General features: G+C 46.3%; 14 protein-coding genes. 6 read left to right on the forward strand and 8 right to left on the reverse strand.

What is annotated here, in order from left to right; all coding sequences use genetic code 11:
• Positions 1–55: 55 nt before the first annotated feature.
• Entirely contained in the window at positions 56–451 is a 396-nt protein-coding gene (locus tag ABZD21_RS15715; RefSeq protein ID WP_372776035.1) for a DUF6573 family protein, read from the reverse strand.
• A 256-nt stretch (positions 452–707) separates the two neighbouring features.
• Between ABZD21_RS15715 and ABZD21_RS15720 the strand changes: the two genes are divergently transcribed.
• On the forward strand, positions 708–1,307 hold the full coding sequence (locus ABZD21_RS15720; RefSeq protein WP_372776037.1) for an SOS response-associated peptidase: 600 nt from the start codon (positions 708–710) through the stop codon (positions 1,305–1,307).
• The gene (locus ABZD21_RS15725) at positions 1,292–1,528 is read left to right on the forward strand and encodes a hypothetical protein (protein ID WP_372776038.1); all 237 of its coding nucleotides are present in this window, start codon (positions 1,292–1,294) and stop codon (positions 1,526–1,528) included. Before ABZD21_RS15720 ends, ABZD21_RS15725 begins: the two co-directional genes overlap by 16 nt.
• Here the strand turns inward: ABZD21_RS15725 and ABZD21_RS15730 are convergent, their stop codons facing one another.
• Positions 1,529–4,468, reverse strand: a complete 2,940-nt coding sequence (locus tag ABZD21_RS15730; protein ID WP_372776039.1) for a DNA polymerase III subunit alpha — start codon at positions 4,466–4,468, stop codon at positions 1,529–1,531. It lies immediately after the preceding gene.
• A gap of 53 nt (positions 4,469–4,521) precedes the next feature.
• Positions 4,522–5,679, reverse strand: coding sequence for a DNA polymerase IV (gene dinB, locus ABZD21_RS15735; RefSeq protein WP_372776040.1), 1,158 nt, complete (start codon positions 5,677–5,679; stop codon positions 4,522–4,524).
• 42 nt (positions 5,680–5,721) lie between these two features.
• On the opposite strand from dinB, the gene ABZD21_RS15740 reads away from it, so the two are divergent.
• Entirely contained in the window at positions 5,722–6,606 is an 885-nt protein-coding gene (locus ABZD21_RS15740; protein ID WP_372776041.1) for an XRE family transcriptional regulator, read from the forward strand.
• Between the two features lie 63 nt (positions 6,607–6,669).
• On the opposite strand, the gene ABZD21_RS15745 is transcribed toward ABZD21_RS15740, so the two are convergent.
• The gene (locus tag ABZD21_RS15745) at positions 6,670–7,098 is read right to left on the reverse strand and encodes a DUF6573 family protein (RefSeq protein WP_372776042.1); all 429 of its coding nucleotides are present in this window, start codon (positions 7,096–7,098) and stop codon (positions 6,670–6,672) included.
• A 654-nt stretch (positions 7,099–7,752) separates the two neighbouring features.
• On the opposite strand from ABZD21_RS15745, the gene ABZD21_RS15750 reads away from it, so the two are divergent.
• From ABZD21_RS15750 to ABZD21_RS15760, 3 genes are all read left to right on the forward strand, one after another.
• Entirely contained in the window at positions 7,753–8,250 is a 498-nt protein-coding gene (locus tag ABZD21_RS15750; protein ID WP_372776044.1) for a hypothetical protein, read from the forward strand.
• A gap of 14 nt (positions 8,251–8,264) precedes the next feature.
• Positions 8,265–9,491 (forward strand): S8 family serine peptidase, encoded by a 1,227-nt coding sequence (locus tag ABZD21_RS15755; protein ID WP_372776045.1) that lies wholly within the window; start codon positions 8,265–8,267, stop codon positions 9,489–9,491.
• A 23-nt stretch (positions 9,492–9,514) separates the two neighbouring features.
• Positions 9,515–10,692 (forward strand): IS3 family transposase gene (locus tag ABZD21_RS15760; RefSeq protein WP_372776046.1). Its coding sequence is split into 2 segments (ribosomal slippage): positions 9,515–9,773 and positions 9,773–10,692, totalling 1,179 coding nucleotides; the frame shifts between segments, so codons are not numbered across the junction.
• A 7-nt stretch (positions 10,693–10,699) separates the two neighbouring features.
• On the opposite strand, the gene ABZD21_RS15765 is transcribed toward ABZD21_RS15760, so the two are convergent.
• The 4 genes from ABZD21_RS15765 to ABZD21_RS15780 form a co-directional block, all read right to left on the reverse strand.
• Positions 10,700–12,166, reverse strand: coding sequence for an alpha-glucuronidase family glycosyl hydrolase (locus ABZD21_RS15765; RefSeq protein WP_372776047.1), 1,467 nt, complete (start codon positions 12,164–12,166; stop codon positions 10,700–10,702).
• Positions 12,167–12,291: 125 nt separating this feature from the next.
• Positions 12,292–14,442 carry an endo-1,4-beta-xylanase gene (locus ABZD21_RS15770; RefSeq protein ID WP_372776048.1) on the reverse strand — a complete coding sequence of 717 codons (2,151 nt, stop codon included), beginning with the start codon at positions 14,440–14,442 and terminating at the stop codon, positions 12,292–12,294.
• A gap of 20 nt (positions 14,443–14,462) precedes the next feature.
• Positions 14,463–15,569, reverse strand: a complete 1,107-nt coding sequence (locus ABZD21_RS15775) for a DUF5627 domain-containing protein (RefSeq protein WP_372776049.1) — start codon at positions 15,567–15,569, stop codon at positions 14,463–14,465.
• A gap of 35 nt (positions 15,570–15,604) precedes the next feature.
• On the reverse strand, positions 15,605–17,401 hold the full coding sequence (locus ABZD21_RS15780; RefSeq protein WP_372776050.1) for a RagB/SusD family nutrient uptake outer membrane protein: 1,797 nt from the start codon (positions 17,399–17,401) through the stop codon (positions 15,605–15,607).
• Positions 17,402–17,404 lie beyond the last annotated feature (3 nt).

A 17,404-nucleotide genomic window follows, 5' to 3' on the forward strand; every position in this document is an offset into this window, starting at 1 on the left:
AGAGTAACCAGCCTGAACCGGAATGGCACAAAACAAACCGAAAAATATCCGCTTTTTAGCTACCCAGTGGCACAGTTTGAACCGAAATCACTGGCACAAACCACTCCGAAATCGGTGGCACAAAACGAACCAGAATAGCCAGAAACAGCACCTTGAAAAACAATAACGCACCACCCTTTGATTTTCGGACTTGGACAGCGAACATGAACAGCATGTCCCACAACCGACCATCCAAGTCTTGATGTTCCATTCCTTCAGGAACCTTAATGTACCGATTCCAGACCGTTCCGGTCACGAGCACCGGGTAAACAATCCCTGCCTCTTCTGATATTTTGCTATCAACCGGAACCAACACTCCATCAGCAATCGCTTGCTTGGTCGTATAAGAAGAAATAATTTGAAACTCTTTTGACATGTGAAATACCCTTGCCCTGGGGATTTTTGTTGGCATCTGGCTCGCCGGTTAAACTCAAATTTTGAGTTTCTGCCATTGAGCTGTCACGGATTAAGGCAAGGGGAACGCGGCAGCGGGATTTATATACCCTTGTCTGTTCCGGGGAGCGAGATACCTTTCGGGAAATTTGAGTGGAACCAATCACCTTCCTTCTGATTTCACCGCAAAAACTCAAACACCCCCACAAAACATCCGAACGAAACAACCAACACAATTTCGGGTTCACTTGTTACACTGATAAACTTTGAACTGTATGTGCGGACGTTTTGTACAAGTCATCGACATTGAACTGTTTGTTACCCGCTTCGGGGTGAAAAGGCCGGGACATATAACCGTACAGGACAACTATAATGTTGCCCCAGGCGATTTGGCTTACGTGATTACCAACGATAAGCCCGATGAACTTCAGGCTTTCCGTTTTGGCCTGACTCCCAAATGGGCCAAGCAACCGATGTACCTTATCAATGCGCGGAGTGAAGGTGACTTAAACAAGGAGGACCGTCCTGACTATTCAGGCGAATTGGGCATTATCAACAAACCGGCGTTCCGTACTTCCATCCGTTCGAAACGCTGCCTGGTGATTGCCAACGGGTATTTTGAAGGGCCGAAAAAAGAGAAGCTGAGTAAACCCTTTCACCTCTATAAAAAGGACAAATCGGTTTTCACCTTTGCCGGAATCTGGGATACCTGGGCAAACAATGATACCGGTGAAGTGGTCAATTCCTTTTCGATAATTACGACCGTTTCCAATGCGGCAACCAACGGAATCGGTCATCATCGTTCACCCGTCATTCTGGACAAGCGGATGAGCGCAAATGGCTGGATGATTCACTGCCAATGGAAAAAGTTCTGAAAATGCTGAAACCCTGGCCGGGAGATGATTTTAAAGCTGACCCTGTTTCCATCCGGATTAAAGACCCGAAAAATAAAACCAAATACCTGTTAATCCCCATTGACCATGAAAGCAGTTCGGTCTATGACTCTTCAGTGAAAAAAGATTTGCGACTGGAAGGTATGGGCCGAAACAAGCGAAAGAATCCTCCTCCTACTCCACCGCAGGGAACGCTTTTCTAATTAGACCGTCGGTCGCGGCTGGTACGGCAATTTGGTCATCTTCTCAACTTCCAGGCTTGGAAAACCGAATTCTTCAACCACCTTTCCCAGCAAGGCGTAAATGCCGTAGCCCTGAAACGGATAATCACGCAAACTATCGGGGAAATGCACCGTGTCGAAAAACTCGCCGGTATGGTCGACAAAGCAGCCGAAGTGCATGATTTCTCGCTTGCTGGTATGCACATATTTGATGGTGACCAACCGCCCGACCATGCGAACCTTTCTGCCGACAACATTCAGTAGGTCGCAAGCCTGGATGTCTCCCCGTGAGCGCAGCTGAAGCATGTCGAAATTATCACAACTCACCGGGAAACCGAGCAGTTCAATTTCATCGTAAGCATCTTCCAGCCATGAATGCTCCAGCACCGGCAGCTCAAATTCCCGGGGTTGGGCAGCAAACATCACCGGAGAGGCGCTGCTCAGAACGGGCCGCTTCAGGTGCAGGTGGGCTTCCCACAGCAGGCTTGATTTTGGTTTGCCGGTAAAACGCAGCGCCCCGACCCGGATGAGTACAATGAGCTGCTCTTTGGTTACCGGTACCCGCTCCATGAAGTCAACCAGCGAACGGAATTCGCCGTTGCAGTTCCGCTCTGTTTCAACAAGATCAATGGTCACTTTCTCCAGGTTTTGGACGTGTCCGAAGCCCACATAGATAATCCGGCCAACCAGCCGGGTTTCTTTGCGGCTGGTGTTTACACAGGGAAGTTCAATTTTCCCGCCCTGCCTTTTGGCTTCGTTGAAATACACCCAAGGTTGATAAAAGCCCCCGAAATTGTTGATGACCGCCACCTGAAACTCCAGCGGGTAATGAGCTTTCAAGTAGAGACTCTGAAAGCTTTCCACGGCGTAAGAGGCTGAATGGGCCTTTGAAAACGAGTAACCCGCAAAGGATTCAATCTGTCGCCAGACTTCCAGTGAAATGGATTCCGGGTAGCCCCGTTCCCGGCAATTGTCGAAGTATTTTTCTTCGATTTCCCGGAACTGTTTCAACGAGCGGTATTTGCCCGACATGGCCCGGCGAAGCACATCGGCATCGGCCAAATCGAGCCCGGCAAAGTGGTGGGCCACTTTAATCACATCTTCCTGATACACCATCACGCCGTAGGTTTCTGCCAGCTGTTCTTTCATCACTGGGTGGATGTATTCGAAATCATCCGGGTTGTGAAAACGCCGGATATATTCACGCATCATGCCCGACTTGGCCACGCCGGGACGGATAATGGAACTGGCTGCCACCAGGCTGAGGTAATCGTCGCATTGCAGTTTTTTGAGCAGGCCACGCATGGCCGGGCTTTCGATGTAAAAACAGCCGTTGGTTTCGCCTTCGCGCAGTTTTTGCTTCACTTTCGGGTCGTAATAAAAGTCCTGCACCCTATGGATGTCCACCTCATCGCCTTGGTTTTCGCGGATGATTTCCACTGCCTCCCGAATATGTCCCAATCCCCGCTGACTGAGAATGTCCAGTTTTTCGAAGCCCATTTCTTCGGCGATGTACATATCCCACTGGGTGGTCGGGAAGCCCTTGGGAGGAAGGTCGAGCGCTGTGTAACAGGTCAGCGGTTCTTCCGAAATAAGGATCCCCCCGGCATGAATGGTTCTCAGGTTCGGAAAGTCTTCCATTTGTTTGCCGAGTGTTGTTATGAGCAGGGCGGTGTCGTGCTTGTTGTAGTCGTTGCCCGGGTCGTTAATCAGCAGGTCAATTTCGACTTTGGGCAGGCCAAACACTTTGCCCAATTCCCGGATAATGGACTTGTCCTTAAAGGTTGATGTTGCTCCCAACAAAGCCGTGTGCTCGCGCCCGTAGCGTTTGAAAATATAATCCTGCACCTCACCTCGGTCTTTCCATGAGTAATCAATATCGAAATCAGGCGGACTAGTTCGCTTTGGATTCAGAAAGCGCTCGAAGTACAGGTTTAGGGCAATCGGGTCGACATCGGTTATTTTCAGGCAATAAGCCACGATACTGTTGGCGCCGCTGCCCCGCCCCACATGGTAAAAACCGCGCGACTGGCTGTAACGGATAATATCCCAGGCAATCAGGAAATAGGCCGAGAAGCCCAGCTTGTCGATGATTCCCAGTTCGTGCCGGATGCGCCGCAACGCTTCTGAATTCTGCCGTCCGTAGCGGTAATACATGCCATCCATGGCCAGTTTTTCCAGTAGCAGACGGTCGTCGTAACGCGACTGGCTGAAGTGTTTTTTGTTTTTGACCGACTGAAAATCAAAATTAATGGAGCAATCTTCCAGCAGTTGTTCGGTGGTTTGAATAACGACCGGATAATCGGCAAACACTTCCCGAAGCCGGTACACCGGGGCCATCCGTTCGTCTTGCTGAGCAAACTGATGGAGTTTCAACTTACTAATCAATGTGTTGTGGTCGATAGCCCGCAGGCTTTTGTGCAGAAACCAGGCTTGCTGACCAGGGAAAGTCACAGGGTGCATGATAATCAGCTTGTCCTGGTAGCGGCGGTAGTCCGATGTCAGCAACTGGTTCACCTGCGTCGGACGGATAGCGGTGTACTCGTGTTCCATCAGTTCGCCGGGTTTTTTCCGTCCCCAGGAATAAATCACCGCCACCTGGTTAAAGGGCCAGCCCTCCAGCCCGAAAGGCTTTTTGTTCAGGTTGTGCCAGGTCAGGTAGTCGTTCAGTTCCTTAAAACCGGCATTGTTACGGGCTATGCCCACAAATAGCAGCTCATCACCGTTGCGAAACTCAATCCCGGCAATGGGCTTGATTCCCCGTTCCCTGGCTTTCTTCACGAACTCGGGGATGCCCATTGAGGTGTTGATATCGGTCAGGGCCATTGCAAACACGAGGTTCCTCTCCGCCACATCGAGCAACGTATCGATATCCATGGTGCCGTAGCGCAGGCTGTAATAACTGTGATTGTTCAGGTACATGCGTTGAGTGATGAATGTTTATCAGTCCTTTTTCTGTTCTTGTTGTTTCGCTGTTATTTGCTGATGATTCCGGATGCCCTTTGGATGGCGCCGGAGCCGTAGCGCTGCCTGATTTGATCCATCGACAGGTAGAGTTTGACCTGCTTTTCATTGTTGTCGAACAGGTTGAGTTGCTGGGCACCCTGCACCAGTCCGCTCAGCTTCACCCCGACCAAACGGATAAGCATGCGCCGCTCATACAGGCGGGCAAACAAGTCCCTTGCGGTTGCTATCAACACATGGTCAAGCGAGGTGTAGGCGATTTTCTTTTGCAGGGTATGTGTGTCGAAGTTTGCATAGCGGATTTTGACCGTAACCACCGAGGCCAGCTTTTCCTTTTTGCGTAGTTTGAAGCACAGCTTTTCGGTCATCGCTGTCAGAAGCTGAGTCATCATTTGCACATCAATCGTGTCGGTTTCAAAGGTGCGTTCGGTGCTGATTGACTTTTCCTCGCTGTAAGGAACAACGGGCGTAAAATCAATGCCGTTTGCTTTCCGCCAGATGTCGATGCCGCTTTTTCCAAGCAGGCTGGTCATCATTTCCAAAGGTATCGATGCCAGGGTTTGAATGGTGGACACGCCCATGGAGCGGAGTAGCAGGCAGGTCTTTTCGCCCACCATCGGGATTTTTCGGATGGGAAGCGGGTTCAGAAAAGGCTGAACAAGATGATTTTCGACCTGCCGTTCGCCGTTGGGTTTGGCTTCGCCGGTGGCGATTTTGCTCACGGTTTTGTTCACCGAGAGCCCGAACGAAATGGGGAGGCCGGTTTCCGCAATTATCCGCTCGCGTAATTCATGAGTCCATTTGTAAGCACCAAAGAACCGGTCGAGCCCGCTGATGTCCAGGTAATGCTCGTCAATGGATGCTTTCTCATACACGGGTGCTTTTTCGGCAATCACTTCGGTTACCAGCTTCGAATACTTGCTGTACAAGTCCATATCGCCGCGGATGACAATGGCTTCGCGGCACAGGTTGAGCGCCATGCGCATGGGCATGGCCGAATGGACACCAGACCGGCGGGCCTCGTAGCTGCAACTGGCCACCACTCCCCGGTCGGACAGCCCTCCGATGATAACCGGGTTGTTGTTTAACCGGGAATCAAGCAGCCGCTGCACCGACACAAAAAAAGTGTCCAGATCCATGTGTACTATTGTCCTTTCCTGCAGGTTCATTTGTCTCTCCGTCTCCTTCAAAAGTTTGAAAACCGCTTGTCATTGTCGATTCAATCGGCTATATTTGATTACGAAATAATCAATTTAAAAGATTGTAAATTAATCATTATTTTTACACCTGCAAGCATGTACCTGTCGGAAAACCTTAAATTTTTGCGCAAACGCCGCAAGCTCACCCAGTCGGATCTGGCGGATGCCTTGAGTATCAATCGGTCAAACATCAACAACTACGAAAACGGGATTGCTGTACCCCCGCTGCCGTTAGTGATGGCTTTGTCAGACTTGTTTCATCTGTCCATCGACACGCTGCTGCGGGTGAATCTGGCGGCCCTGCGCGAAAGCCAACTGTACCTGATTGAGCATGGCTCGGATGTGTTTGTGCGCGGCAATGAAATCCGCGTGCTGGCCACTACCGTGGATGCCCAAAACCGCGACAACATTGAGCTGGTGTCCATCAAGGCCAAAGCGGGCTATACAACCGGCTATTTTGATCCGGAGTTTATTGCCGGACTGCCAGTGTTTCAGCTGCCTTTTTTGTCGCACGAAAAGAAGTACCGCACTTTCCAAATCAGCGGCGACTCGATGCTTCCGATTCCGGACAGAAGCTGGGTGACGGGTGAGTTTGTGCAGGATTTGTCGCAGATCAAGGATGACGGGCTGTATGTGGTGCTCACCCTAAACGAGGGCATTGTGTTTAAAAAAGTGCGCAATGAACTGACCGACAAGGGCAGTCTGCGAATGATTTCACTGAACCCGGATTATGCCCCCTACGACCTGCCGGTGACCGAAATCCGGGAGGTGTGGAAGTTTGTGCATTATATTACTGACCAGGTTGAAGAGCAGCCGTCAGCCAGCTGGCTCTACCGGAAAATTGAAGCCATTGCCGAAGATGTAACCGAAATAAAGGGGCGGATGTCTCAGGCGTAAACGTCCAAAGGCACGACTGAAACAATTGTTTGCGAACAAAAAAGGGGAAATTCCCCTTTGCGCTCAGTCTTCCCCCGGCAACATAATGAAAACTGCCGGTGAAGGATCATCAATATCATGAGCTGAAACAACAGCCTTCAAAGTAACCATCCTGGTTTCCGGCTCCGATTGAAGTTCCCTTTTCTCATTGTCCAGCCAATTCATTTCTGATGGAAGCTGAAACAGCACTTTGAAAAACAATAGCGCACCACCCTTTGACTTTCGAGCCTGAACGGCGAACATAAACAACAAATCCCACAACCTGCCATCCTGGTCCTGATGCTCTACACTATCAGGTTTCCGAATGTACCGGTTCCACACCGACTCGGTCATTAACACAGGGTATACAATCCCTGCTTCTTCAGAAATTTTGCTATCAACTGATACCAATACACCATCTTCGATAGCTTGCTTGGTTGTGTAAGAAGAAATAATTTGAAACTCTTTTGACATTGTATTTGCTGCTGCCTTGCAGACTTATTAGGGCAACTGGCTCGCCGTTAATTATTAATTATAGGCGATTAATTATTGAGCTGTTGAGAATAAAGTCAAGGGGTGTATGTTAGTTAGTTTTTCCGGAGTGAAGCGCTGGAAAAACTAACTGAACAAATCCGAAGGACGGCCACCATGATTTTAGGAGTTGAGAAGTAGCCGCCCCTTTACTGTTTCGAAAAGCGATTAATAACTTTGCTCAGAATTAGTGAGTAACCGGCTCCATCTCCTCCCCGCCAGAAGAATATGAAGGGAGCTTACGAACGTCAAAGTATGGAAGGATCTTTATATCCATCTAATGAAAAAGCTTGTAATGACTCAAAGGCCAGGAAAAGAATTTTCTTTCTTAATTGAGAAAAGTCATATCTAATTTAAGATAATTAATTCCGACTTGAAGACACTAAGTGTTAATAACACATATGACTATTACGCAACTATTGCGTAAATTGATAATCATTTATTTGGGTTGATTGGGAGACTCTACTACGTGTACTCTATAGGAATACTTATGTGTAACTAAAACCCAATTATCATGAATAAAGATCCTACTTCCCCCTCATACGGTCTATCTTCTACTATTGGAACTTCCCTTATATAAATTTTAAAATAATATATATGAATACTATGAGAATCAAAAATATCTGTTTGATTTTGATACTTTCTTTTTCCAGTATTGGGTGTTCTGAAGAGAAACAACCCGAAAATGGTTATGAGCAGGCATTAATCGTTGGTTCATTTCTTGTGAACAAAACGGATAAAGAATCAGGAATAGGAACAGGAGAAATAATTAGGGGATACTGTATTCTTTTATTCGAGAATAAGGACTCGGATCTTCAATATCCATTAGACTACATCACCTTTGACCTTCCTTCAGATTTAGTTGATATTCCAGAGGAATTGTTGTCCCTTGATTACGATCCAGATAATTGCGGTCCTAATTTTTTTCCGGCTACTTATCGGTTTACATACAAAATAGGTTTGAATTACGATGTTTTGAATAGCAAGGATGAAACCGAATTTGCATTAGGCCCCTGCACTGCTTCGGGGCTAACTTTTCCTTGGGAAAACTATTCTCAGATAAAAATTCTGAATGCACATATTACAACTAACTAAGTGATTAACTAAATATGAAAAAAAACCATTTTTTAATACTTATTGTGCCTCTCGTGGGGATTTCATTGGGTATGCTGTCAATGAAACAGTCTAAAGAGAAATTTTACTACGGCTTTGATAAAAAGATCCTTCTTCATGAAAAAGGTAATTCGATTTTAGTAAAATATGATAAAGAATCGTCTAAAGATCTTATTGAAAAGTCTATTGAGAGCAATATCAATTTTACAATATTAAAAAAAGAAAGACGCAACAACTTGATTTCAGAAATAACAACAAGTTCTCTTGTTGAAAGGCAAGAGTTAGTAAAAAATTTGAAAGAAAGAACGGGTGTACTATCATGTGAACCACTCTATTCTCTTGACGATGGATTGGAAATTGGAGTAACCAACGAGATATTAATTCAATTTCTACCTACTACTTCTAAAACCCAAATAGAAGAATTAAGTAAAACGTTAAGAACGAAACTCGTTAAAACGACTAAAGTATATCAAAAGCTTGAGTTAAGTAAAAACGATGACGCGGTAGAGATTGCTAATCTTTATTACGAATCAGGATTGGTGAAGTTTGCTACACCGAGCTTTCTTACAAATCCTGTGTTACATGAAGTTATTCCTAATGACACTTATTTTAACATGCAGATAACTTGTCGAAATACAGGGCAAGCTTTCACTGACAACCACACTGGAACGGTTGATGCTGATATAGATGCGTCTGACGCATGGGAATTAACAACGGGTTCTAATAATATAACTATAGCTGTTCTAGATCAAGGTGTAACATCGAATCATCCCGATCTTCCAAATACAAGACAAGTTAGACTTAATGGAAGCAATTTTGCTGACGGGGATAGCAACGATCCCTCGCCAACTCTGAACAATAATCACGGCAATGCTTGCGCTGGCGTGATAGCAGCAACAATGAACAATAACCAGGGAATTGCCGGCATCGCTCCAAATTGTAAAATAATGCCAATAAGGATATTCAACAGCGATGGAACTGGTATTTCAGAAGAACTTTTGGCTGATGCTATAGAATTTGCGGTTGATAATGGAGCAGATATTTTATCCAACAGTTGGGGGTATCAGACATCAGAACAGAATTTTAGCCCAGTAATTATTTCTGCTATTAATTATGCATTCTCTCACGATAAGGTTGTGGTTTTCTCCGCTGGAAATACAGCTAGTCACGACATTGGAAACAATGGGTATGGAGTTGCTATATTTGATTGGACGGTAGGTTAAGTATTATTTTATTTACCTACAAAATGATCCCAATGAGAAAGAAGTTTGACAAAGAATTTAAGAAAAAGGCAGTTGAGCTTTCCTATGCCAGAGGAAATGCCAGTGAGATTGCAGATGAACTAGGGTTAGACCGGGCAATTCTTTATCGATGGCGCAAAGAGTTTAGTCAATATAAGGACAACAGTTTCCCCGGGCGCGGGAATCCGAAGATGACGGATCTGGAACGAGAAAATGCCCGCTTGCAAAAAGAGCTGAGAGAAGCCCGCATGGAGCGCGATATCCTAAAAAAGGCAATCAGCATCTTCTCCGTGAGCGATGGGAAATCTACCAGTTTATAAATGTTCACCGCAATCGATATCCCGTCGAGATGATGTGTAAAGTATTTAAAATAAGCAAAGGCAGTTATTATCAGTGGCTTCAAAATGGTGATTCCGCTCGTTGGAAGCAAAATCAGCAATTGCTGGCTGAAATTGAAAAAATCTTCGAGGATAGCCATCAAAGCTATGGAAGCCCAAGGATGACCGAGGAACTCCGTTCTATGGGATTCAGCGTGTCGCGACCACGCACGGCACGCATCATGCGGTCTGCGGGTTTGCAAGCTAAGCGCAAACGGAAGTTTAAGGCAACAACAGACTCCCGGCACAATTACCCGGTTGCCCCCAACCTGTTAAATCAGGAATTTGAAGTAACTGCTCCGGCCCGGGTCTGGGTTTCCGATATCACTTATATCAGGACAAGCAAAGGTTGGTTGTATCTGACTGTCATTATTGACTTATTCGACCGCAAAGTAATTGGTTGGGCCATGAGCAAAGGACTAAGTGCAGAAGAAACGAGCATACCGGCATGGAGGATGGCGGTAAAGAACCGTCCGGTTACAGGTGAACTTATCTTTCACTCAGACCGTGGCGTCCAGTATGCCTGCCATGCTTTTACTAATCTTTTAAGGCGTGAAAAGCTGGTTACCCGAAGTATGAGCAGAAAAGGTAACTGCTGGGACAATGCCGTGGCCGAAAGCTTCTTTAAAACGATAAAAGTGGAACTGGTATATCAGCGAGGTTTCGTCGACCAGGAACACGCCAAATTGACCTTGTTTGGCTGGATCGAAACCTGGTACAACAAAAGGAGGAGGCATTCGGCTTTAGGATACAAAACAATAAACGAATTTGAACAACTACATAATAATCAAAGAATAGCAGCGTAGCTCTTAACTAACCGTACAGTCTTTTGTTGCATATCCACCAATTGGCCTGCGCAAAATGGTGTCCGCACCAGTTGGCGTCTTCACCAATGTTGGCAACGCCGGCAATGGCCGTGATGGAGTCGCCAAACATATCGCCGTTGGTAATGCGTGCTACGGTAGAATTACGTCCGTCGACGTAGGTATCGGCATCGAGCGATTCCTCGAACATGGTTCCCAGGTAAGCCAGATGATCTGAAAAACCAAGGTATTCCTGGGTGATTTGCAATTCGGGCATCAGCGTGGTATGTCTCATGGCGCCGAACAGCGGGCTGAAAGGTTCACGGGGCTGAAAGTCGACTGGCCCGTTTTTCACCTGTATGATCACATTTTTATGGAACTGACCATCTAACGGAACAAACTCTTTGTACGCCTGTTTGGCTCGGTCGTCGCCATCGGGGTTGTACACGAAGGCACGCCACATCACAATTCCATGGTGAGGTTCCAGGGCTTCGGCCAACATATTGGCCCCATCGGCATGGGTGCGTCCGTAATCCTGTGGTCCGGGTAACCCTTCGGAATTTGCTTTTACCAGAAAGCCCCCGAAATCCGGAATCAGGGAATAAATCTCGTCGGCTTTATCTTTCCACCATTGGGCCACTTTTTCATCCAGCGGATCAGAAGTATCCAATCCTCCCAGTTCTTTTGGCGATGAGAAGTTAACCGACAAATACACCCGGATCCCGTAAGGCCGGAAGATATCGGCCAGTACTTTTACTTTTTTCAGGTAATTTAAGCTGAGAATATCCGGATTGGCATTGACATTGTTTAAAACTGTCCCGTTTATTCCAATCGATGCATTGGCTCGGGCATATTGCTCGTACCGAGGGCTGATTTTACCCGGTAATTCATCCCATTTCCAGAGTGAATGACCTGCATAGCCGCGCTCCACGGTGCCATCCAGGTTGTCCCAATGGTTTAGAATGCGGCGTTGGTAAGAAGGCTTTTCTACAATATTTATAGAATCCAAAGAAGGATTAGAAGTTTTTAGAAGTCTGATATAGTGATAGGTACCATAAAGGGCACCTTTGTCGGTATTCGCTGCAATCATGATTACACGAGGTGATTGAAACGAGCGGATAATAAATCCGTCATCACCGGTGGATTTTAATTCGTTTGGATCAATGTATTTTCTGATCGTTTCATTTTCGACTGATCCGATAAAAACAGATCCGTCTTTAAATTTTTTTACGAATGTAAACGGTGTACTGCAAAGCGTACCCAGTTCATTCGTTACTTCTTTTTTCACCAGATCAAATGTGGCAGACTCCTGAGGAACGCAGATCCATGAGGGATGATTCAGGATCACTTCAGGTTGAGCGTTCTGGTTTGTAAACCAAAGCATCGATCCATCGTGGTCAGGATTGCTCTGGGCAAAAATGGAGTACGAAATTGAGATAAAAAAACAGCATAAAACAGTCTGGACTGATAATCGCATCGTTAGTTGGTTTTTTGAGAAAATCTTAGTTTATATGAATTCTGAATATTTAACCAGATTTTTAACAAAAGGGACTGCCTTTTCAGGACAGCCCCTTCATCAAACTTATGAAAAAAAATACGAGTCTAATTACCAGACAGGCCATCGGCAAAACCGCCATAAGCGCGTTTGCGGCTATAACCTTCGGTCCACAAGCCAATCGGCTCGTCGGCTCTCCACGAAGAGCCGTCAGGGCTGTCCGTCGGGCTCCAAACAGTGATTCCATACCGTTGGCTGGCTGGAATAATCTCAAAGTATTTCTCAACAACAAACTGATACATTTCGGCCTGAGCGATATAGTGTTCGTCTGTAGCTTGGTTGGTCTTAACACCGACACCCATGTCAAGTTCTGAAATTTTGATCAGCTTTCCGGTGGCAGCCAATAACTCGAACATCTCGACGATTTTGTCCTTATCCGAATCTACATTGATATGCATCTGCGTTCCGATACCATCGACCCGGGCACCTTTACCTTCAATATATTCGACATAAGCAATCAAACCACGACATTTATCCAGGTTATATTCCAGATTATAATCATTGATAAACAACTTATCATCGCTGTTGCCGTATTGCGCTGCCAGGTTGAAAGCCATCACCGCGTAGTCTTTACCCAAATAATCCTGCCAGTAGAATTCATCGGCAGCCATATCTGTTTTACCAATGCCGGTTTTCAGGTCATACGGGCTGCCATCATCCATGGGCTCATTCACCACGTCCCAGGCTTTCACGTATTCTTTGGTTACTTCCAGAGTTCCGGCAATCCAGTTCTCCAATGCCCAGGAAAGGGTATCTGCCTTTTCTTCGGGCGTCAGCGGAATTTTGTCTCCCGACTCCTCAATCTCCCATACGATATCATCAAAATAGTACGTATTGGCTTCTGCAAAAACAGCAAGATTAAAGGCTATGGTGTTCATGCCATTGGCGCCTGCCTGTTCGGCTGAAATGATTCCGGAATTGGTATATTCCTGCCATTCGGTCGTAACTGACGGGCTACCAACCATAGACCAGTGTAAATATCCCCCCGGATTATTATGCGCTTGAGACTCGATAGTTGCCGGTTTATCCGCCTTAACCTTCATGCTGAACCGATAGGCTTGACCTGCTTCCAATTGCTGGGGTGCTTTTACAAAGAACTGGGTATCCCATGGGTTAACGGGGTTATCTCCCGATTGAACAACAATTGCTCTTCCCACACCATCGGCTCCTGTACCTTCAGCACCAATTGTAGCGGCGTTTGGACCAACTCCTACTTCTGTAGCGAAGAAGCTGGAAACATCATCACCTTCGACGTCGCTGTTAGTTACCAGGTTCATCCACCATGTAGCAGGTCCTGCGGCAACAGGTTCAACCAAAAAGGTGTAAGCATGCCAACTTGGTTTTTGCCATCCGCTTAGCGTTTCTTCATCGAAAGCTCCATTTTCAATTAAATTCTCTTCGGAACCACTTGCAGTAAGAACCATGTCATCAAAATAAAGATCACCGGCAAATGTTCCGAAACAAAACTGCAATCTGGTAGCATTCATACTCGGTGTAAATGTGACGGAAGCATCGCTCCAGCTTTCACCAAACGCGATGTCCGGACCATAATTGGTTGACGAACCATCAGTCCGCCAAAAGCCCACCGTAAATGGGCTTGAGGCTTTTGCACGCATTGTTAAGGTATATTCCACTCCCTGTGTTAATGGAGTAGGCAGTACGTATTCAAGCTGCCAATCCCAAATGTTGGCATTGGCATTTGGAGTGGTAGCATGTAAACTGTTGTTACCATCACTCGGATCAGTTTCAATTTCCCGATCAGCAATAATACTGTTCAGATATTCAGCATTCTGGTTGGCATGCCAGGCCAGGGTATGTCCGTAGATGGTGATTCCGGCTTCCTGGGCGGTCGTGATGAAGTTCGAAACCCTTGCCAGGTTTAAACTTCCGTCATTCTGCACAATGCCGCCGTGCTTCATTTCCCAGCCGGCAGTCACTTCATCGAAGTTGGAGACGATGTGACTATAGACGACTCCCTTGTTGTTAAATCCATCGACCGACACGCCTGCTCCCAACTTGAAGTCGGGATTGGCGCTGCGGTCAACATACGATTTCAGGACATCGTAATCATTCAGGTATTCCAGCTTGGCAAGGCTTTCCGGCTTTTCGACCGGGTAGTCAAGCAAGCTGTCTTCAACGCAAGATGCCAACACAGATAAAGCAACAGCACCGAGCCAAAATTTATTTAAATATTTCATAATCATCTTGATTTAGCCGATTAGTTAACATTATACGAAGGAGAGAATGTTTCTATAGTAACACCGCGATCGCGAACAACAAGCGTATCCGTAGTGCTGTACGTCACTTGCTGAATATCATCGGGAAGGCCACGCTTAGGATACTTGATTTCTACCTCATACCCGATGTTGTACTGCAGGTACAGGGCATCACGATCTTTATTTCCCCAGCTTTTTTTATCTCCTTCTTTAACGAATGAGCCGTTACCGGAAGTTGTGATGTTATAAACCCGAACGGTATCGTTCAGTTGATAAGATGATGCAAATGGAGCAACCGTTACATTTTGATCGGCATCAAAATTCAGTTTTACTTTCATATTCAAATCCTGACCTGCCTTATTGGTAAAATCCATCGGAAACTCAAGATCATTTAAAGAAAGTGTGCTCAGATGAATCACCTCGTCATCTTCGACATAAGTATTGTGCCTGACAACATTTGTAGTGACCCCGTCTTTGGTTATAACATCCTTTCCGCGACGCAGGTAATAGGCATGCCAGGGGTTGATATATTTCACGCAATAAAGCACAAAATCTTTAGGTTCAACATCCCAATCAGAAGTATTCCCCCTGACAGCGCCATCAAATTTAGGTACCCCTGACAAAATGGAATCGGCATTAGCAACGTCTGTCATCTGCAAGGGGATCACATAGGTGTTTTTCAAAGATTGCGGATCAGCAAAAAACGCATCGGTCAGTTGTACTTCTACGCCATCCTGCAAAGTGCCATCCAATGTTATTGTGTTGGCAGCCAGGGTGTAGTAATTTGACGGCATGGCCGTAACCGGAGAACCATCTGCGAAAAACAGGTTGTTTACCAGCGCATTGTTCACCGTAACATCAATATCGATGCGTTTCGTATTTTCGTAAACACCCCCCATGGTAGCATAAATCATACATTTATGCTCATTATCGAGCGTATTATCAACGATATCCTCCCCAAGTACAATCGTGCGCACCGGATACTGATAGGCAAAATAGACAGAGTTGTAATCGAAATCCGGGAACTCTATATCCTGATTTTCGCAAGACGTCATCAACAAGCTAATGAGTCCGGCAGCAAATATCCCTAAAAATTTAAACTGTTTCATATTTTCGAATATTTATCATTTTAACATACAGACAACTACCATCCCACATTTTGCTCCAGGTTACTCCATTTCTGGATTTCGCCGTAAGGAATCGGGCCATGATACATATAGTCTTTATAGTCTCTGATTTCAACATTGATTGAAGAATAGATTAATGAGCCGCTTGGCTTATCAATTTGCATACCGCGCGCGGTTTCATTCAGGTTTGCTACTTTCCAGCGACGCAAATCCCAGAAGCGTTGGTTTTCGAAACAGAGCTCCAGACGTCTCTCATTTCTAATAAGTTGACGCATTGCATCCTGATCTCCTTTTACCGACTCCAGGTATGCGTCGTCGTTATCCAATCCAATACCTGCTCTTTGGCGAATCGCTTTAATGACATCGTAAGCCGAATAAGCATGTCCGCCATTGCCGGTGGGCCCCCAGGCTTCGTTTGCAGCTTCGGCATAAGCCAGAAACAACTCCGTATAACGGATACGCGCGGTATAATGCTTTTGCTCGGTATTATACTGGGGATCAGGGTTACAATCCGAACGCATTAATTTGCGCAAATAATAACCGGTACGGGTTGACAAACCGCTTTCCCGGTTGATAACATCGTTGTCGTTATTCTGGTTGTTATCATCCAAATTATAGGTTCCGATAACAATTGTACTACTGCTTGGCCCTTGCTGGCTTTCATTAACTACAATGTACTTTCCCAGACGGGGGTCGCGGTTTGCATAAGGATTGGCCGGATCATATCCACTTGCCGGATCGGTGATGGGATAGCCATTGACCGTCGGGAACGCATCCACTAAATTCTGAGTTGGGTTTACACGTCCGCGGCCATACAGGGAGGGCGGGAAGTTGTCAGTCTCCAACGTAATACTCTGGCCGATATCGCCCCTCCAGATAATTTCAGCATGATTTGCACCGGAGGCCAAATTTTCGACTTGATTTTTCTCATACCAGATTCCACCGTTGGCAGCCAAACCGCTAACGCCATTGATCCGGTCGAGTACCGTGGCGGCAAAATTGGCGGCATCTTCCCAGCTTACATCAGTACCAGCACTGTATGCCGGGCTGGCCGACAACAAGGCAACCTGAGCGCGCACAGCTTCTACAATGCGTCCGGTAATACGGCCCCGCATGTGATTACCGTTTACACGGTTATAATCACCGGCATTAGATACTCCCAAGGTTTTGTATTTGTTGGGGATCTCAGCGTCGGCGATATCACCGTAATCAAGCGGAAGCAGTTCGATGGCTTGATTGGCATCGGCAATAATCTGGTCAACACATTCCTGAAACGTATTCCGGGGAAGGTTAAAGTCCGACGAAGCAGTTTCTGGTTCGGTGAGGATGGGAACGCCCAGCAATCTGCCATCCTGAGTCCAGCCGCCGTGGGCCAACAGCAGATAATACATCTGTACCGCGCGCAAACCATAAGCCTCGCCTTTTAAACGGTCATTGTACATGGTGCGAATTACTTCATCTTTACTCCAAACTACCTGGTCCACATTCGCGAGAAACAAGTTCAGGTATTGAATGGCATTTCTGCGGCCCTGCCATTGCGACAGAGGATTGCTATTGGCTGTCCACGAACCGGTTGCCATGGCCAGATAGGTATTGCTATTGTCGTTTGACACCGCATCATCCGTTGCCACATCGCTATTAGGTGTGCCGGAATAGGGAAGCAGAATATACGCATTGGCCAAAATGCCCTGTGCATAAGTAGGTTCGTTGTACATAGCTTCGAGCCCCCTGTTGTTCTCAATAGCCGGTTCGAACAAATCATCGCAGGCTGAAAACAGAAGTACAAGAACGAAAAGTGATAGTATATTTTTCATAAC

Origin of the sequence: Mangrovibacterium sp., assembly GCF_041596335.1 — a bacterium.
Taxonomy (GTDB): domain Bacteria; phylum Bacteroidota; class Bacteroidia; order Bacteroidales; family Prolixibacteraceae; genus Mangrovibacterium.